Raw genomic sequence first — 20169 nt, forward strand, 5'->3', positions numbered from 1 at the left:
AAAATACACATAAACAAGAGGTTTTTGTTAATTGTCTGTATGACTTCGTTCAAGTAATTGATTTACTTAATCCAACAATTGCATTTGACCTGATTGACTCAATTTAAATACAAAAAAAGAGAAGGTGACGATCCTTCTCTTTTTAAATGTCTATAATGGATTATTTTTTGTTTTGTTACTGCACATAGTTTTGATTTTATTATTTTCTTAAGTTATAGAAACTTGATAAACCTTGGTATACTGCGCATTCGCCTAACTCGTCTTCAATACGTAATAATTGGTTGTATTTAGCGATACGATCTGTACGAGAAGCAGAACCAGTTTTGATTTGACCAGCATTTGTAGCAACTGCGATATCAGCAATCGTGCTATCTTCTGTTTCACCTGAACGGTGAGAAACAACTGCAGTGTAACCAGCACGTTTAGCCATTTCGATTGCATCAAAAGTTTCAGTTAATGTACCAATTTGGTTAACTTTGATAAGGATTGAGTTAGAGATACCTTTTTCGATACCTTCAGATAATTTCTTAGTATTAGTTACGAATAAATCGTCACCTACTAATTGAACTCGATTACCTAAACGATCAGTTAATAACTTGTGACCATCCCAGTCATTTTCATCTAAACCGTCTTCGATTGAAAGAATCGGGAAATCATTGCAAAGTCCCTCATAGAAATCAACCATTTCTGCTGAAGATACACCAGTGCGTCCTTCACCTGCAAGATCATATTTACCAGTTTCTTTATTGTAGAATTCAGAAGAAGCTACATCCATTCCTAAAAATACTTCTTCACCAGCTTTGTAACCTGCTTTTGCAATAGCTTCCATGATTACTTCTAAAGCCTCACGGTTTGAACCAAGGTTTGGAGCGAATCCACCTTCATCACCTACAGCAGTGTTTAAGCCTTTACCATGTAAAACTGCTTTTAAGTTATGGAAGATTTCAGTACCCATACGGATTGCTTCTTTAAAGCTGCTAGCTCCAACAGGTAAGATCATGAACTCTTGGAAGTCAACATTGTTATCAGCATGAGAACCACCATTGATGATGTTCATCATTGGAACTGGTAATTGTTTAGCGTTAAATCCACCAAGATATTGGTATAATGGTAAACCTAATTCATCAGCTGCTGCACGTGCTACTGCCATAGATACACCAAGGATTGCGTTAGCACCTAATTTACCTTTATTTTCAGTTCCATCAAGCTCGATCATACGACGGTCGATTGCAACCTGTTCTGTTACTTCGTATCCAACGATTTCTTCAGCTAAAATATCATTTACGTTAGAAACTGCTTTCTCAACACCTTTACCAAGGTAACGAGATTTGTCTCCATCACGTAATTCAACTGCTTCATATTCACCAGTTGAAGCACCACTTGGAACTAACGCACGACCGAAGCCGCCGTCTTCAGTGTAAACTTCTACTTCTACTGTAGGGTTACCACGAGAATCTAATACTTCGCGAGCATAAACATCAATAATCATTGACATAATAAAATCTCTCCTTTATTTGCGATATACGCTTAGTTTAAAACTTTTTATATATTAACTGATCACTTATTTAATAAGTGATTTACCAGTCATTTCATTTGGCTGTTTTACTTTTAATAAATCTAGAACTGTTGGAGCTAAATCTCCTAAGATTCCATCTTCACGTAAAGAAACTCCTTCTTCCGTAACAATTACAGGAACAGGGTTTGTAGTATGAGCAGTCATTGGCTGACCTTCTGGTGTAATTTCTTCATCAGCATTACCGTGGTCAGCTGTAATAATCGCTTTTCCACCTTTTGCAATAATCGCATCTACTACTTCACCTAAACACTCATCTACAGCTTCAATCGCTTTAATTGTTGGTTCTAGTTTACCCGAATGTCCAACCATGTCCGGGTTTGCAAAGTTTAAGATAATTACATCGTGTTTATCATCAGCGATTTCTTTAAGCAATGCATCTTTCACTTCGTACGCACTCATCTCTGGTTTTAAATCGTAAGTTGCAACTTTAGGTGAATTAATTAAGATGCGTTCTTCACCTGGGAATTGTGCTTCACGACCTCCACTAAAGAAAAACGTTACGTGTGGATATTTTTCAGTTTCAGCAATTCGCAATTGATTTAAATTATTTTGAGCAAGAACTTCACCTAAGGTGTTATCTAGGTTTGTTGGTTTAAATGCTACATAACCTTGAACAGTCTCACTAAAATGTGTTAAACAAACAAAGTGAACATTTTTTGGGAATTCATTCCCACGATCGAAATCACGGAAATCTTCATTTGTAAATACATTCGAGATTTGAATAGCACGATCAGGTCGGAAGTTATAGAAGATTATAGAATCTTCATCTTCAACTGTTGCAACAGGTTTACCATCTTCTTTTAGAATGACAGAAGGTAATACGAACTCATCGTGGATACCATTCGAATATGAATCCTCAATTAATTCATACGGATTAGTGTATGTTGGTCCTTCTCCGTAAACCATTGCTCGATAGCATTTTTCTACGCGGTCCCAACGTTTATCTCGGTCCATGGAATAATAGCGGCCAGAAATGGTAGCAAACTCTCCTACACCAAGTTCTTTAAACTTATCTTCCGTTAAATCAATATATTTTTTAGCAGTAGTTGGACCAACATCTCTTCCATCAAGGAATGCATGAACATAAACTTTTTTCATACCTTCTTCAGCTGCTAGTTTTAACAAAGCAAACATGTGATTAATGTGACTGTGAATACCACCATCAGATAGTAATCCAAAAATATGTAATGCTTTATCTTTTTCTTTTGCAGTCTTTATTGCATCAATGAACGTATCATTTTTTTCAAATTCACCTTCACGTATTGCCTTGTTCACTCTAGTTAAACTTTGATAAACAATACGACCAGCTCCGATGTTTAAATGGCCAACTTCTGAATTACCCATTTGCCCTTTAGGAAGTCCAACTGCCTCGCCAGATGCTGTTAATTGAGCGTGTGGGTATTTATTCCAATATCTATCATAATTTGGTTTGTTAGCTTGTGCAACAGCATTTCCAAATGTTTCATCACGCAAACCAAATCCATCAAGAATAATTAAAGCTACTGGTTTTTTACTCATTACTTAACAGCCTCCAATAAAGCTAAGAAAGAAGCTGGTTCTAGACTAGCACCACCAACTAACGCACCATCAATATCAGGTTGTGCCATATATTCTTTAATATTTTCAGGTTTTACACTTCCACCATATTGAACTCTTACAGCATCTGCAGCTTCTTTATTATAAAGACCTGCTACTACATCACGAACAAACTTACAAGAATCTTGAGCGTCCTGTTCAGTTGCAGATTTCCCTGTTCCAATTGCCCATATTGGTTCATAAGCAATAACTAAACTCTTTACTTGATCTTCAGTTAAATCTGCTAGACCAGCAGTTAATTGAGTACGAATTACTTCCTCAAATTTTCCACCTTCACGTTCTTCTAGCGTTTCACCACAGCAAAGAATTGGTGTAATACCATGTTCAAATGATTTTTTTGTTTTACTATTAATAAACTCATCATTTTCACCATAGTATTCACGGCGTTCAGAGTGTCCAATAATAGCATAAGTTACATTAAGATCTTTAAGTGCTACTGGGCTAATTTCTCCAGTGTATGCACCGCTGTCTTTGTCACTTACATTTTGAGAACCAATTTTCAAGTCAGTACCTTTTGCTGCATCCACCATCGGAGCAAGAAATAATGCAGATGCACAAACAGCTGAATCTACTTTATCTGATGTTGGAATGTTATTTTTTACTTCTTCAACGAATGTAATTGCTTCGCTAAGCGTTTTATTCATCTTCCAGTTACCTGCAATAATCGGTTTACGCATGGGAAAACACCATCCTTACTATTTGTAAGACCATATATCCTACTAATTATTCAACTTTTTATCATTCAATCTGTTAATCTTATTTATCGTTTAAAAGTGCAACTCCAGGAAGTTCTTTGCCCTCCATAAATTCTAATGAAGCACCACCACCAGTAGAAATATGGCTCATTTTTTCAGCTAAGCCAAATTTTTCAGCAGCTGCCGCAGAATCACCGCCACCAATAATTGAGTAAGCATCAGAATCTGCTAATGCTTGCGCTACACCTTTTGTACCTTGGGCAAATTTATCAATTTCAAATACACCCATAGGTCCGTTCCAAATAACTAATTTAGAGTCTTTAATAACATCTGCATATAGTGCTGTTGTTTTTGGACCAATATCAAGTGCTTCCCAATCAGCTGGAATTTTATCAATTTCTACTACTTGCGTATTAGCATCTTCACCAAATTTATCAGCGATGATTGCATCGATCGGCATATAGAATTTAACACCTTTTGCTTCTGCTTTTTGCATAAATTCATTTGCTAAGTCGATTTTATCTTCTTCTAGAAGCGATTTACCGATTTCGTATCCTTTTGCTTTCAAGAACGTATAAGCAAGGCCACCACCGATAATTAAGTTATCTACTTTTTCAATTAAGTTTTCGATAACACCGATTTTATCACGTACTTTTGCTCCACCAATAATAGCTGTAAAAGGACGCTCTGGATTAGAAAGTGCTTTACCTAATACACTGATCTCTTTTTCCATTAAGAAACCAGCTACCGCAGGAATATACTTAGCGATACCAGCAGTCGTTGCATGAGCACGATGAGCAGCTCCAAAAGCATCATTTACATAAACGTCAGCTAAAGCAGCAAATTCTTTTGATAATTTTTCATCATTTTTCTCTTCGCCAGGATAAAAACGAACATTTTCTAATAATAAAACATCGCCTTCATTCATTTTGCTAATTTCTTCTTGAACTTTAGGGCCGAATGCTTCATCAGTTTTACGAACATCTTTTCCTAATCTTTCACTTAAACGTTTTGCAACAGCATTTAAACGCAGTTCTTCATTAACTTGTCCCTTTGGACGACCTAAATGAGATGCTAAAATAACTTTTGCTCCGTTTTCTACTAAGTATTGAATTGTAGGAAGTGCAGCACGAATACGAGTTTCATCTGTTACTTCACCATTTGCCATTGGTACGTTAAAATCTACACGGCAAAATACGCGTTTACCCTTTACATCAATGTCACGTAAAGACTTTTTGTTCATAGTAAATGCCTCCAGTATGTATTATATTCAGCCAAGTATTAGCAACTATTCCTTAAGATGATGCGCAAATTCTCTTAAAAGAGTAGTAAAACAAACTATTATTTGTCTTTGTCTTTTGCTTATTTGGACTGACTAAGCCTATTCCATTTCCGATTCTTTTTACGAATTCGCCTTCTATTCTGTGATATTGTCACCGCAATTTTAACAGATTATGTATATTAATTGGAATTTATTTCTTAGAGTATTTTAAATTTTGTTGGATTTAAATGCGGAAATTTAATTTCAAATAAAAGAGGGGAGGAAAATCCCTCACCCTCGTATTAATTTTAATTATTAAAATTATAGACCTTTAGAAGCGATGTGTTCTACTAAGTCAACTACACGAGTAGAGTAACCAGTTTCGTTGTCATACCAAGAAAGGATTTTTACCATGTTACCTTCCATAGTCATTGTAGATAATGCATCGATTGTAGATGAGTTAGTGCAACCGTTATAGTCGATAGATACTAATGGCTCTTCTGAGTAACCTAAGATACCTTTTAGTTCACCTTCAGAAGCAGCTTTAAATGCAGCATTTACTTCTTCTGCAGTAACTTCAGTATTTAATTCAACAACAAGGTCAACTAATGATACGTTTGCAGTTGGAACACGTACTGCACCACCATTTAATTTACCTTTTAATTGTGGTAATACTAGTGAAACTGCTTTAGCAGCACCAGTAGTTGTTGGAATCATGCTCATTGCAGCAGCACGTGCACGACGTAAATCTTTATGTGGTAAATCTAAAATTTGTTGGTCATTTGTATATGAGTGAACAGTTGTCATCATACCACGTTTGATTCCAAATTTTTCGTCTAATACTTTAGCAAATGGAGCTAAACAGTTAGTTGTACATGATGCGTTTGAAAGTACGTTGTGGCTAGCTGCATCGTATTTATCATCATTTACACCCATTACGATTGTAATATCTTCGTTTGAAGCTGGTGCAGAAATAATTACTTTTTTAACTGATCCACCTAAGTGTTTTTCAGCATCTTTTTTATCTGTGAAACGACCAGTAGATTCAACTACTACTTCTACTCCATATTCGCTCCATGGTAGAACTGCTGGGTCACGCTCAGCAATAACTTTGATTTCACTGCCGTTTACAACAATTGAATCACCATTTACTGCTACATCAGCATTTACAGAACCGTGTACTGAATCATATTTTAATAAGTGTGCTAATGTTTTAGCATCTGTTAAATCGTTAATTGCTACAACCTCTACGTTAGGGTTGTTTAAAGCTGCACGGAAAACCATACGTCCGATACGTCCAAATCCATTAATACCAATTTTAGTTGCCATTATAATTTCCTCCTTTTAGTAGGTAGAAGCTATTTTTTTATATAGTTAAAGGGTACTTCCTTTAATTAACTCTCTTGCTGCGCCTTCATCTGTGACGAGAATGTTTACATGCCCTTTCTTTAAGAAAGAGGCGATTGCTTTTGCCTTAGAAGAACCTCCGGCGACTGCCAATACATATGGAATATCTTTTAACTCATTAAGTTGTAAACCAATCGTCCTAACCCTGTATACAACTTCACCATTCTCATTAAAGTAATATCCAAATGCTTCTCCAACAGCTTTTGATTCAATTAAGGTCTCTAGTTGTTCTGAAGAAGACTGTCTTCGTTTGGCCATTGTAAATGCATCACCAATACCATGAATAACAATTGAAGAAGAACGGATTAAATTTAAAACCTCTTTGACTTTCGGTTCTTCCATCATTGTGAGGTAAGCTTCCTCACTTAATTCATCTGGTAAATGTAATAAACGATAATTACCTTTTGCCATCTCTGCCATATTTGCACAAATTGTATTCGCTTGATTTCTTACTTCTTCTCCTAATCCACCTCTTGCTGGGACGAATAAGGGATTCAGTTCTTTTGAGTCGGCATTCATCATTTCAGCTACTGCGGCTAATGTCGAACCTCCAGTAACAGCAACAATATTATTTGTTTCTAACCTTTGGTTTATACAGCCTACAGTTGCACGACCCATCTCTTTTTTAACCCAAGCTAATTCATCACTATCGCCTGAAACAACAATTACTTCCTTAAGATTAAACATTTCCTTAAGACGATCTTCAATGTTTTTCAGACCAAACAGTTCACGCATTGGCTGTTCTAAATCGAGAAGAAGACTCAGACCTTCATCTGTTAATGTCATTCCTGAGGAAGCAACATTAATCAATCGTTGCTCTTTTAAAAGGGCAACCTCTGATCTAAGAACTCTTTCAGTTATTCCTACACTAGCAGACAAATTCCTACGACCTATAGGTTGCATGATTCGAATGAATTGTAGAATCAAAAATCTTTTTTGAATAACCGGAATTAGATCAGGTAACAATTTGTGTTGTAGCTTTAAAATATGGTTCATTTTCATCTCCTCTTTCGCAGAGTTTACTTCTTGGTCACAAAACGTCCCACTATGACATATTATGTCCCACTTGTTTTAAAAAATATACACCGTCTTTCAACGTTGTTTTTTTTTCACAAGATTTACTCCAGAAAATGAAATAACCCTGCTACATTTATATTGTATCAGGGTCATTAAAATGTTGCAACTGATAACTACCTACTTTATGGCATTTAATATGTCGCTTTTATGAATTTTACCATATGCAATTATTTCTCCATTAATTTGTACAACAGGTATCATTAATTGGTATTCCTCTAATAAAGCATCATCAGAGTAAATATCAATCTCTTCTATTTCTAAATTATTTTCAACTTTGATTGATTGGATTTCTTCTTTTGCTTCTTCACAAAGTCCACAATTTGTTTTTGTAAATAATGTTAATTTAATCGACATTCCAATCTCCCTTTTAACAACTAGGCTTTGTTACAAAATAATGTTGATTTCCGTTACAGGATGCTCCCTTTCCGTGGGGTGTGAGCTGAGCCTGCGGGGTCTTACCCTTCTCGATTAACTCGAGCCTTTAACTAAAGCGCTTTCGTTTTGATGAACCTGGTATCCTAAGTATATCTCTATATTTAGCAACTGTACGTCTCGAAATTTCAACTCCATGTTTATCTGCTAGTAATTGGACTAGTTTTTGATCAGATAAAGGTTTTTCCTTATTTTCTTCGTCCACAAGTTGCTTAATGAATACTTGCACACTCGTTGAAGCAAGCTCTTCTCCGTCCGCATTTACACCTTGATGGAAAAAACTCTTCATTTCATATAAACCAAATGGAGTCTGTACATATTTATTTTTACAGGTACGACTTATGGTAGATTCATGAAGTGACAACTCTTCAGCAATTTCCTTTAATGTAAGTGTCTTTAAGTGAGCAGGACCATTTTCAAAGAAAGCGATTTGTTTACGGAGTATGCAATTCATCACTGCCAACATTGTCGATTTTCTTTCCTCTAAACTTTTCATTAACCAGTTCACTTGAGCATTTTTATCTTTTAAATATGCTGAAACTTCTTTCTCATGTTGACCTTTTAAAATAGATGAATATTCACTAAGAACTTTTAGCCTTGGCATAATTTTATTGTTAATTAATACAACAAATTCTTCCCCAATTTTTTCAACTGATAAGTCTGGAGCCACGTAGTTAACTTGATCCTGAAAATAGTTTAATCCGGGTCTAGGTTGAAGAGTTAAAATTAAATCAATTTCTCTTTGTAAATCCGGCAAACTAATCTTTAGTTTTTTTGCAATGTCTTTCCAGTTTTTATTAACGAATAAGTCAAAGTAATCCGTTATGACAAATTCAGCAATAGTCGTATCACGTTCGAGACCTTTTAATTGAATAAGCAAGCTTTCTTTAACCGATCTAGCTCCTACTCCGGCAGGCTCGAAACGCTGTAATATGTCGATACATATCTGTAATTGTACAATAGAAACATTTAACTCTCGAACTAACTCTTCACCTGTTTCCATTAAAAATCCATTTTTGTCTAAATTATATATTAAGTATTTAATTATCCTGATTTCGTCATGATCTAATTTCAACTCATTTAGCTGACTAATAAGTTCTTCCTGTAAACTTTCCGTCTTCCGAGTATACAGTTCCATACCATGATCGTGAGAAGTAGTTTGTTGTTTACTGATTTTAGATGTCGAGTATTCATTATATGGAGTTTCAACCTCTATTAATGGGTTTTCTAACGATTGCTCGAATAAAAAATCAGTAAGTTCTTGGGCATTATATTGAAGCATTGTAATGGCTTGTCGGAGTTCTTGAGTCATCGCAAGTTTCAATGATTGTTTTTGAATTAAATTCATTTCCATACTACTTCACTCCCTTAATACTATTTTACTCGATATTTAACTTTTTCATAGTACTTGACGAATTGTTTCAATATTAAAATATAGTGAAAACGTTTTCTAATTCCTGTATAGTAAAGATATACAAGTCTTTATTACAGGTGGGCTACTATGAATAGAAAGAACCAAATTTATGATGTTTTTGTCCAACAAAGTAATGAAAATGGATATACTGCAAACGACATTGCATTAAAGTTGAATTTAGACCGTGCAAATGTAAGTAGTGACTTAAATAAATTAGTTAAAGAAGGTCTTCTAGAGAAAACAAATACTAGACCAGTTCTATTTAAATTACAATCGAATAGTAGTCTAGTTTATCTTCAGTCGGATAAAAAAGATTCAATCAATCCGATTTCTTCTGATTATAAGTATGAATATTTTTATGAAGAAAATATTAGTTTGAGGCCAGCAATCGAGAAAGCAAGGTCTGCTATACTGTATCCTCCAAATGGAATGCATACTTTAATTTTAGGTGAAACAGGTGTTGGTAAATCTGCCTTTGCGGCTAGAATGCATGATTTTGCAATTCGATCAACTATTTTGGGTAAAGACTCTCCATTTATCATTTTTAACTGTGCAGATTATGCTAATAATCCACAACTTTTACTAGGTCAGCTTTTTGGTGTTAGAAAAGGTGCATATACAGGTGCAACTGAACAGAAAGGTTTATTAGAAAAAGCAAATAACGGTATTTTGTTTCTAGATGAGGTTCATCGTCTAACTCCTGAAGGGCAAGAAATGTTATTCACATTTATCGATTACCAGTTGTATAGACGACTAGGAGAGACTGAGAATGAGCGAACTTCCAATGTTCTAATCATATCAGCAACAACAGAGGACCCTGAATCAACATTATTATCTACCTTCACTCGTCGAATTCCTATGGTAATAAAATTACCAGCATTACGAGATCGTACGTATGAGGAAAGATATACTCTTATTAAGCGTTTTTTTACAGAAGAGAGTTTACGACTTGGAAAAGAAATTGTTGTAAGTGCGAATACGATTCGTTCATTTCTTTTCTATCCATGTCAAAACAACATCGGTCAACTTAAAGCCGATATTCAATTAGCTTGCGCGAAAGCTTACGCTGACTATATTACGAATCAACATGATAAAATCCGTATTTATAGTACTGACTTAAATTGGTATGTAAAGGAAGGCTTGTTTATTGAGAAAAAAGTGAAGCATTCCATTACACTTTTAAATGAGCATTTTGAATTCTCACCTACAAAAGGAATCATTAGTAATCCGCAAATGGATGATACTGATACAATTTATGATCGAATTGATACGAAATATGAGGAATTAAAACAACGTGGTGTAGCACAGGATGAATTAACTTTACTAATGGAAAATGATATTGAAAGTTATTATACACATTATTTAACTTCAATTAATCGAAAATTATCTAGTAAAGAAAATATCCAAAAAATAATGCGGCCTGAAATAGTAACATTAAGTGAAAAAGTATTAAAATTGGCTGAAGAGAAATTAAATAAGAAGTTTAATGAGAAAATACTTGTAGCACTTAGTTTGCACATCCAAACGTTATTACAACGTATTCAGTCAAACAAGAAAATATATCATCCGAATATTACTCAAATTCGAGAACAATATAAAAATGAATTTTCTATTTCCATTGAGTGCGTGAAAATGATTGAAGATTTTTCAAATGTATCGATCCCATTCGATGAAGTAGCGTTTATTACAATGTTTTTTGTATATGGAAATGAGAATTTTAAAGAGATAAATTCAAATGTGAAAGTAATAGTGTTAGCACATGGGAATGGCATTGCTAGAGAAATGGCAAATGTAACAAATGAGTTGTTAGAAAACGAGGAAGTAATTGGAATTGATATGCCATTAAGTGAACAACCTCAGGAATTTTTAAATCGTGTAAAAGAATATATTAAATCTTTAGGGAAGTTAAATGGTATTCTTTTATGCATCGATATGGGGTCATTATCATATATAGGCGATATTATTGAATCAGAGTTAGCAATCCCTGTTCGTGTCATTCAAATGGTAAGTACAGCACATGTTATTGAAGCATCTCGGAAAGCAACTTTAGGTTACAGTTTAGACGAGCTTTATCAAGATGTTAGAAACCTTACTACATTTTTTATTAATTCTCATTCAAATAAAAAGAAACAATTGGAATTTAATCGTTCTGTTATCTTAACTGCGTGTTTGACTGGTCAAGGAAGTGCAATAGCCATTAAAAATATACTAGCGAACAACTTGGTCTATGATAAAGAGATGTTAGAAATTGTTCCAATTAGCCTCTTAAATAAAGATGAATTACAAAAAATGTTAAAAGACATTTCAAAAGAACGAAATATAGTTTGTATCGTTTCAAATTTTGATATAGATGTTCCATACAATACATTCCATTTACAGGATGTACTAAATATGAAAGCAACAAAAAAGATCCAAGGGTTAATAACATACGAAGAAACTTATTTAAAAATGGCAGACACCTTGCAAGAAACAATATCGTTAAAAAATGCAAAAAATGTCATTAATGTCATTCGTCGTTCATTAAATGATATCCAAGTTCAAACAGGAAGATTTTTTAAAAACGAAGATTTAATGGGGATCGTGCTCCATATGAGTTGTATGATTAATCGTATTCAAAACGAGGAACCACTAACACTTTTTAAAAATAAAGAAGATAAAATCAATACCCACTACATGCTTTACTTAAAAATGAAAAAAATACTCCAACAAATCGAAGAAGCATGTGATATTATCATCCCCGATGATGAAATATGCTATTTATTAGAGTTTTATTCTCGAAATGAAGTAGCTGCAACGGAATAAATGAGTAAGAGCCATCTCTTTTAGAGAATGGCTCTTTTTACTTTTTTCTTAATATTTTACTAGTTCGATACCCTCTGGTAATTTAGCAGTTGTTAATATGTCTAATTCTGTTAGTCTTTCAAAACAATAAGACGTTCCATTTTTCAAATCATTATCTACTAACGCAGGGTGTACCATGATTTCAATTGTTTCCGCACCTGGATTAAAGCGTTCTTTAATTGTCTCAAAATAATCGACTGGGATATCGTTACCATAGAAATCTGTTAAAAGTTGATCAGAGAAAGGCGTAATTCCATCAATAATATGTTTTTCAGAAATTCGAACAGGTAAATTATATTTTTGGGATAATTTCGCAATAATTGGTTGTAGAATTGGTATCATATGCATATGGTGATGGCTATCTAAATGCGTTGGATTTAAACCGAACGATAAAAACCGTTGGATTTGAGCATCCCATTCATTTTCCACTTCTTCAATTTTAACATTTGGATTTGAATACCAAAATGTTTGCTTATGAAAAGAGCCATTCTCATCAACAATTGTTTCTAACCCTCCTGATAAAGGCTTCCCTGCAGTTAATACTAAATGTACCCCTAAACCTAAAGTAGGATTCTTTTTGGCTAATTCAACTCCATGCTCAACAGCATACATATTCATCATCATTGTTGCTGAATTAACAATCCCTTGTAAATGAGCCTCTATTATGCCGTAATTAACTCCTTTTGAATATCCAAAATCGTCAGCGTTAACTATTATTTTCGCCATATCTTATACTCCTTCTATATATTAGGTTAAAAAAGGGATGCTACTCTTTGAGTTACATCCCTTTTAAATAAATTAGTATTTAATCTTAATTTGCTGTTACTTTTTCATTTTTAAAAAATTGCGGTAAGTATTCTCTATGAGCTTCTAACATCTCATCTAAAATTTCTTTTGCTAGATTATCTGAACCAACTAATGGATTAATGCACATTGCTAGTAATGCTGTTTTATAATCACCTGTCACACCTGCTTCAGCAGCAACACGTTCAAAAGATTTTATTTGTTGAACTAGTCCACGAGCAGCAATTGGTAAATCCCCCATCGTAAGTGGCTTAGGACCATCTTTTGTAATTACAGCACTTACTTCAACAGCACAGTCATCAGGGATAGAGGCAATTGCACCATTGTTCATTGTATTAACTGGTTGAATATCGCCTTTATTATTATATAGAGAAGAAATTAAGCGACATGCTGCATCACTATAATAGGCTCCTCCACGTTTTTCTAATTGAGGTGGCTTAATTGTTAAATTCGGGTCTTTATACAGTTCAAATAACGCATCTTCTAATTTTTTTACAACCTCAGCACGAGTTCCATCTTTCTTCGCAGCTTCTAATTCTTCTTCTAACATTACCTTAGATTGATAGTAGTAACGGTGATAAGGGCATGGAATTGCTCCAAGTGCTTCAATGAAATCAGGATTCCAATCCATTGCTTTAATATTTTGCATAGTCATACTTTCAGATGGACGAGCAAATTCACTTATTACGCGACTTGTAACATCTTCACCATCTAATAAAACCTTTGTTCCATATACCATATGGTTTAATCCCATAAAATCAATGTGAACACGTTCAGGCTCTACACCTAATCCTTTTGCAATATTCATATGAATATGAATTGGAACATTACATAAACCAACAACTTTACGGAAGTTAGTGTATCGTAAAATTGCTTCTGTTAAGATACCAGTTGGATTTGTAAAATTCACTAACCAACCATTAGGACAAAGTTCTTCCATATCTTTAACAATATCTAAAATTACTGGGATCGTGCGAAGTGCCTTGAATAGACCACCAGGACCGTTTGTTTCCTGCCCAATTACTCCATATTTTAAAGGAATACGCTCATCTTTCATTCGAGCCTCTAATAAGCCTACTCGGAATTGCGTAGTAACAAAATCAGCATCTTTAAGAGCTGCACGGCGATCAAGAGTTAAATGAATCTCCATAGGAACTCCTGCTTTCTCTACCATTCGCTTAGCAAGGTTCCCTACAATTTCAAGTTTTTCTTTTCCAGCTTCAATATCAACTAACCATAATTCTCTTACAGGTAGCTCATCATAACGTTTAATAAACCCTTCAATTAACTCTGGGGTATAACTTGAACCGCCACCGATTGTTGCTATTTTAATTCCTTTACTCATCTTCTCCACTCCTTATCCTCTATTTAGTAACATTAGCTCCATTACCTGAGACCTAGTGTTCTATACAAGATTTAGTAAGAAAAGTAGTTAAAACTCTAAAACTACTTTTCTTTCATACTTATTCAGTTATTTATCTAATTTTTCATGTAAGTATATAATTTCTGTCACTAAATCTCTCATTGTTAAGGCATTCATCAAGTGATCTTGTGCATGGATTAATAGGATGCTTAATTCCACTTTCTCGCCTCGTGCTTCACCTTGAATTAATGAAGTTTGTGCGTGATGAGCATGATTTAATTCTATTTTTGCCTCATCAATCTTACTATTTGCTTCGTCTAATTTCCCTTCACGAGCAGCTTGCATCGCTTCCATTAATGAACTTTTTGCATTACCTGCGTGTAAGATTAATTGAAATGCTGTCTGCTCAACAGTCACTAAAGTACTCATTTAATATCCCCCTCAGATCGCCATTACATAGCAACGTTGTTATTGTTAGCTGCCTCTTTTAATTTTTTTGCATCTATTCTCTCTTGCATAGCTACGAATGGCAAGTAAATTACTACTGAAATTACTAAGTTTATTGCTGCTAAAGCTGCTCCAGTCCAATGTCCACCAGTTGATAACCATCCGCCTAAAATTGCTGGTGTTACCCATGGTATATTTGTCGTCACCGGATGAACAAGTCCCCATGAAATTGATAAATATGATGTGATTGTTAATACAATTGGTGTACCAATAAAAGGTATTAACCACAATGGATTTAACACGATTGGCATTCCGAAAAGAATAGGTTCATTAATTTGGAAAATACCTGGAGCCCCACCTAAAGCAATCATTTGTTTATTACGTTTTCTATTTACTAAGATCATTGAAATAATTAATCCAAGTGTAGCACCCGACCCACCTAAGAATACGAATGCATCGAAGAATGGACCAGCCATTACATTATATTCACTCCATTTACTTACGCCTTTTGCCGCTAAATCAATATTTTCATTACCTAAAGCAGTAAATAACGGTGTTGTAATTCCACCTAAAATATTTGGTCCGTGTAAACCAAGTACCCAGAAGAAATGAATGAAGAATGCAATTCCTATAGCAAATGGTAAAGAATCAGCTGCATTTGTTAATGGTTTTACAAGCACTGAGTTTAACCAATCATTGAAATAAACTCCATCTGAAAGATACAATCTAAATAATAATCCGACTAGAGCAATAATGAAAATTGTTAACATACCTGGAAGTAATTTTGCAAACGCTTTAGAAACTGCAGGTGGAACACCATCCGGCAATTTAATTATTAATTGTTTTACTTTAGTTAAACGAACAAATATTTCAGTAGCGACAATCGCCACGATTATACCAGTAAACAACGCTGTAGAGTTAGTGTAGCTCCAATTTACTAATCCCCAAGCTCCGCCTGTTGCCGTATCACCATTTTCTAATGTTACTGAAACAGCTTTTAATGATTGAGGTACTAAAACAAAATATGATGCTAATGCAACAAGCATCGCTTCAAACCCTTCGTCACCATAAGAACGCGCTAGTTTATTTGCAATACCTACGACTGCAAAGACTGTCATAAATGCGAAAGTTCCCCACCAAATATCGCTGCCTAAAGTTTTCCAGTTCAATCCAAAAACTGCTTCCATCAATTTGTCGTAGCCTTTAATAGCGCCACCTAAGTTGTTGAATAATACAGCGAACGAACCTACCATCGTTATGGCAATCATACCGATTAATGCATCACGAATTGCTAATAAATGACGTTGGCTACCAATTTTTGCTGCAGTTGGCATTATATACTTTTCTACGAAATTCATCATTTTTTAGTCGACTCCTTTAAAAAAAGTTATTTTTTTAGACTAAGTGCTAATTCTAATACGGCTTCACCATTCATTAACCCGTAATGAACTGGATTGATTACATCTACTGGAATCCCTTTTGGCTCAGCGACTTTTTTCATTTCAGCTGCTAAATATCTTACTTGTGGTCCAAGTAATAGCACGTCTGCTTGATCTAAATTATCTTTTGCAGCATCACCAGACACAGCCCAAATTTTCACATCAATTCCTTTTTCTTTTGCTGCATTTTCCATTTTTGTTACTAGTAAACTAGTAGACATTCCTGCTGAACAAGCTAATAAAATATTCATTTTAAATCCTCCTATAGTTAAATAAATTGTAGCGCTTTCAAATAAAGATAAATCACTAACCCAATGTCTTTTAAACAAAAAAAACAATTTTATGTTTGTACATTCTTTTATATTGCAAATGGCGTGCCAAGTTTTATAAATAGTTTAAAAAATGATGAAATTAAATTATAGAAGCCTTATGTACCAACTTTTCGATTAAGATAACTATTTTTTTAAGTGTAAATCTAAATATCATCATATTAAAGTAGTGTGTTACTATTTCAAGTGAAAGTTTTCTAAATATAATATTAGTGTGTAAAATACTTTTTAGTGTGTCGAACCCAAAACACACTAAGAGATTTAGTGTTTTATTATTATTTGATACGAATCTATATATAAATTATACACTTCCAAAAATAAAAGGTGGTATAGCTTTAAGCTATACCACCTTCTTAGTAATTTCTTATTATCGAGAAGTTTTTTCATGCAAGAATAGTATTTCTTCAACTAAGTCTCTAGTTGTAAGAGTATTCATTAAATGATCTTGTGCATGTATAAGTAAAATATTAATTTCATATTTTTGACCGCCTGCTTCACTTTGTATAAGTGAAGTTTGAGAATGATGCGCTTTTTTAAGTTCTTCTTTCGCTTCATTTACTTTTAAACGAGCTCCAGTAAAATTCTCTTCACGGGCTTTATACATTGCTTCCATCAATAAACTCTTGGCATTCCCAGAATGTAATATCAGTTGAAATGCAATTTGTTCAATAGTCGTGTCGGTAGGCATTTGCACTCTTCTCCTTCACTGTCTATTAAAGATTTAATGAAGTGGAGCTTGTAGTCTCATTTGATCTTTTTACTTCTATTCTCTCTGCTACAACAACAAATGGTAAGTAAATAATAATTGAGATTACAACGTTAATCGCTGCTAAAGCTGCACCACTCCAGTGACCACCTGTTGCTAAATATCCACCAATAATCGGAGGAGTAACCCAAGGAATTGTAGATACAACCGGATAAACGATATGAGATGCAACTGCTAAATAAGAAATAATTGTTAAAACGATTGGCGTAAGAATAAATGGTACTAACCAAACTGGATTTAATACAATTGGTAAACCAAAAATGATTGGTTCATTGATATTGAATAATCCTGGAGGTGTACCTAATGCAATCATTTGTTTATGACGTCTACGGTTTACAATGAACATTGCAATAATTAAACCGATTGTTGTTCCTGAACCACCCATGTAAACGAAAGCATCTAAGAATGGTCCTGCTAATACAGCATATTTATCTAAATCTGTAACACCTTTTGCATATAAATCAATGTTTTGGTTGCCTAATGATGTTAATAATGGTGTTGTAATACCACCTAAAATGTTTGGACCATGTAATCCCATTGCCCAGAATAGATGTACAAAGAATGCAATTGCAACTGCAAAGCCTAATGAATCAGCCGCATCCGTTAATGGTTTTACTAGAACTGAATTTAACCATTCGTTAAAGAATACACCGTCTGAAATGTATAATCTGAATAATAAACCTACTAAAGCAATAATGAAAATTGTTAACATACCAGGTAATAATTTAGCAAATGCTTTAGATACTGCCGGTGGAACTCCATCTGGTAATTTGATTGTTAATTGTCTGACTTTTGTTAATCTTACAAAAATTTCTGTCGCAACAATTGCAACGATAATACCTGTAAATAAGGCCGTAGAGTTTAATGAGTTCCAACTTACAAGTCCCCAAGCACCACCAGTAGCTGTTTTTCCATCTTGTAAAGTTACAGATACCGCTGCTAAAGACTGAGGAACTAGTACAAAATAAGAAGCTAAAGCAACAAGCATTGCTTCAAAACCTTCATCGCCATAAGAACGTGCTAGTCTATGTGCAATACCAACAACAGCAAAAACTGTCATAAATGCAAATGTACCCCACCAAATATCTCCACCTAGTGTTTTCCAGTTTGCACCGAACACAGCTTCCATCATTTTATCGTAGCCATGAATTGCGCCACCTAAGTTATTAATAAGTACCGCGAATGCTCCAATCATCGTGATTGCAATCATACCAATTAAAGCATCACGAATTGCTAGTAAATGTCTTTGATTACCAAACTTTGCCGCTGCAGGCATAATATATTTTTCAGCAAAACGCATCATTAGAGTACACCTTCTTTTCTCTTTAGTTTTTAATACCCCGTTATTTCTTCAAGTTCAATGCCATTTCTAAAACAGCTTCACCATTCATTAACCCATAATGAACTGGATTAATAACATCTACTGGAATTCCTTTTGGTTCTGCTAGCTTCTTCATTTCTGAGGCTAAATATCGAACCTGAGGTCCAAGTAGCAAAACATCCGCTTGATCTAGGTTTTCCTTTGCAGCATCACCTGCAACCGCCCAAATTTTAGCCTGAATACCTTTCGCCTTGGCTGCTTGCTCCATTTTTGTTACAAGTAAACTAGTCGACATCCCTGCGGAACATACCAATAAGATATTCATATTCCACCTCCTAACTTAATTTTCCCGTAATTGCAACGCTTACATTTTTACATATAATGACAAAAGAACTAGCGTTACAAAGACAAGCATTTAAATCAATTTTAATATTGCAAGTATCGTGCCAATTTTCTAAATAGTCTTCAAATAATATTTTTTTATAAAAAAAAACCTTGAATAATCAAGGTTTTATCATTTATGTATTTAGTTTAGAAATTCTAGTGTTTTGACAGTGTGTACGAATTATACTACTGTGTTAACGGATAACTAGCAGTGTGTTGACAAACTAGACTATTTTTCCTATAAAAAATTAGCATGTGTGTTCATAATAACACATTAATGCTTAAGCCTCTTCATCTTCACCAGATAGATGAGTTTTACAGAATTCAAGAACTTCTAATTCTTCATCTTCTTCCAAATCAAAATCTAAATACTCATTCGATTCGACTTCAAATAAATCATATTTAATAATTTTTGACTCTCCGCCTTTTACTCCAAATAGTGCTTTTATGTAAATTCCTTTTTCATTGTACAATTCATCATCTTCTGGAACATCGATAAATAAAATGAATTCGTATCGATCACCCTCGATTATCCCAAATGGATCTTTTATTTCTTCAACAGTGTATTCTTTAATTTTTAACACGCAAACATTCCCTTCAATCATAATATTTACTATTATACACAAAGAAATAAACAAAAAGAAAGACGCCTACCGCAGTAGACGTCTGATGCGTTTGAGGCGAGAAACCGGGCGACCACATTCGCGCGTTTAGCTTACGCATATCTCTCGACTTACTCAAATTAGCTCATCGCAAATAAAACTATAACATGCCAAGGTTTAGAAAGCAATAGAATGCTAACTGGTAAATAATCCTTTATCAGGGAAATTCAAACCGTAAATCACGTGAAACGATCAATTAGATACAAAACTTAATATATTTCAAATCAACACAGTACTTCTTTCTTGGTAAATTTGAATATAATTTATATGTCTCTTTGAGCCTCAACTCTCTATCTAATTCTTCTTTATTTAATTTTAAAATCTCCTGTAAAACACAAATGTTCATGTCCATATG

The 20169-nt window shown here is 34.3% G+C and carries 19 protein-coding genes; 1 reads left to right on the plus strand and 18 read right to left on the minus strand.

The genetic code is table 11. The features are described 5' to 3' along the window. Window positions 1–199: 199 nt before the first annotated feature. From eno to rpoN, 8 genes are all read right to left on the minus strand, one after another. Window positions 200–1495, minus strand: coding sequence for a phosphopyruvate hydratase (eno, locus tag B7R65_RS03765; protein ID WP_088041416.1), 1296 nt, complete (start codon window positions 1493–1495; stop codon window positions 200–202). Between the two features lie 66 nt (window positions 1496–1561). Continuing rightward, window positions 1562–3094, minus strand: a complete 1533-nt coding sequence (gene gpmI / locus B7R65_RS03770; RefSeq protein ID WP_088041417.1) for a 2,3-bisphosphoglycerate-independent phosphoglycerate mutase — start codon at window positions 3092–3094, stop codon at window positions 1562–1564. Further along, a complete protein-coding gene (gene tpiA / locus B7R65_RS03775; protein WP_088041418.1) occupies window positions 3094–3849 on the minus strand; it encodes a triose-phosphate isomerase in 756 nt (251 codons plus the stop codon). The genes gpmI and tpiA overlap by 1 nt, the downstream gene beginning before the upstream one ends. A gap of 79 nt (window positions 3850–3928) precedes the next feature. Next, the gene (locus B7R65_RS03780) at window positions 3929–5110 is read right to left on the minus strand and encodes a phosphoglycerate kinase (RefSeq protein ID WP_088041419.1); all 1182 of its coding nucleotides are present in this window, start codon (window positions 5108–5110) and stop codon (window positions 3929–3931) included. Window positions 5111–5449: 339 nt separating this feature from the next. Further along, the gene (gap, locus tag B7R65_RS03785) at window positions 5450–6457 is read right to left on the minus strand and encodes a type I glyceraldehyde-3-phosphate dehydrogenase (protein ID WP_088041420.1); all 1008 of its coding nucleotides are present in this window, start codon (window positions 6455–6457) and stop codon (window positions 5450–5452) included. A gap of 45 nt (window positions 6458–6502) precedes the next feature. After that, window positions 6503–7531, minus strand: coding sequence for a sugar-binding transcriptional regulator (locus B7R65_RS03790; protein ID WP_088041421.1), 1029 nt, complete (start codon window positions 7529–7531; stop codon window positions 6503–6505). Between the two features lie 198 nt (window positions 7532–7729). Then, the gene (locus B7R65_RS03795; RefSeq protein WP_088041881.1) at window positions 7730–7960 is read right to left on the minus strand and encodes a glutaredoxin family protein; all 231 of its coding nucleotides are present in this window, start codon (window positions 7958–7960) and stop codon (window positions 7730–7732) included. A 133-nt stretch (window positions 7961–8093) separates the two neighbouring features. Then, window positions 8094–9398 (minus strand): RNA polymerase factor sigma-54, encoded by a 1305-nt coding sequence (gene rpoN / locus B7R65_RS03800; RefSeq protein WP_088041422.1) that lies wholly within the window; start codon window positions 9396–9398, stop codon window positions 8094–8096. Window positions 9399–9545: 147 nt separating this feature from the next. On the opposite strand from rpoN, the gene B7R65_RS03805 reads away from it, so the two are divergent. Then, window positions 9546–12260 (plus strand): sigma-54-dependent transcriptional regulator, encoded by a 2715-nt coding sequence (locus B7R65_RS03805; RefSeq protein WP_088041423.1) that lies wholly within the window; start codon window positions 9546–9548, stop codon window positions 12258–12260. 48 nt (window positions 12261–12308) lie between these two features. On the opposite strand, the gene chbG is transcribed toward B7R65_RS03805, so the two are convergent. The 10 genes from chbG to B7R65_RS21210 form a co-directional block, all read right to left on the minus strand. Continuing rightward, window positions 12309–13025 (minus strand): chitin disaccharide deacetylase, encoded by a 717-nt coding sequence (gene chbG, locus B7R65_RS03810; RefSeq protein WP_088041424.1) that lies wholly within the window; start codon window positions 13023–13025, stop codon window positions 12309–12311. 85 nt (window positions 13026–13110) lie between these two features. Further along, window positions 13111–14448 carry a 6-phospho-beta-glucosidase gene (locus B7R65_RS03815; protein ID WP_088041425.1) on the minus strand — a complete coding sequence of 446 codons (1338 nt, stop codon included), beginning with the start codon at window positions 14446–14448 and terminating at the stop codon, window positions 13111–13113. Between the two features lie 126 nt (window positions 14449–14574). Further along, window positions 14575–14895, minus strand: a complete 321-nt coding sequence (locus B7R65_RS03820) for a PTS lactose/cellobiose transporter subunit IIA (RefSeq protein ID WP_088041426.1) — start codon at window positions 14893–14895, stop codon at window positions 14575–14577. A gap of 23 nt (window positions 14896–14918) precedes the next feature. Further along, a complete protein-coding gene (locus tag B7R65_RS03825) occupies window positions 14919–16274 on the minus strand; it encodes a PTS sugar transporter subunit IIC (RefSeq protein ID WP_088041427.1) in 1356 nt (451 codons plus the stop codon). 26 nt (window positions 16275–16300) lie between these two features. Further along, complete coding sequence (locus B7R65_RS03830; RefSeq protein WP_088041428.1) at window positions 16301–16603, minus strand: PTS sugar transporter subunit IIB; 303 nt, start codon at window positions 16601–16603, stop codon at window positions 16301–16303. Window positions 16604–17048: 445 nt separating this feature from the next. Then, a complete protein-coding gene (locus tag B7R65_RS03835) occupies window positions 17049–17369 on the minus strand; it encodes a PTS sugar transporter subunit IIA (protein ID WP_088041429.1) in 321 nt (106 codons plus the stop codon). A gap of 25 nt (window positions 17370–17394) precedes the next feature. Beyond that, entirely contained in the window at window positions 17395–18750 is a 1356-nt protein-coding gene (locus tag B7R65_RS03840; protein ID WP_088041430.1) for a PTS sugar transporter subunit IIC, read from the minus strand. A 40-nt stretch (window positions 18751–18790) separates the two neighbouring features. Then, window positions 18791–19093, minus strand: a complete 303-nt coding sequence (locus tag B7R65_RS03845) for a PTS sugar transporter subunit IIB (RefSeq protein ID WP_088041431.1) — start codon at window positions 19091–19093, stop codon at window positions 18791–18793. A gap of 340 nt (window positions 19094–19433) precedes the next feature. After that, a complete protein-coding gene (locus tag B7R65_RS03850; protein WP_088041432.1) occupies window positions 19434–19736 on the minus strand; it encodes a DUF6509 family protein in 303 nt (100 codons plus the stop codon). 274 nt (window positions 19737–20010) lie between these two features. Beyond that, window positions 20011–20166 (minus strand): hypothetical protein, encoded by a 156-nt coding sequence (locus B7R65_RS21210; RefSeq protein WP_179194759.1) that lies wholly within the window; start codon window positions 20164–20166, stop codon window positions 20011–20013. Window positions 20167–20169 lie beyond the last annotated feature (3 nt).

The organism is Bacillus sp. EAC (assembly GCF_002156875.1).
Classification (GTDB): domain Bacteria; phylum Bacillota; class Bacilli; order Bacillales; family Bacillaceae_G; genus Gottfriedia.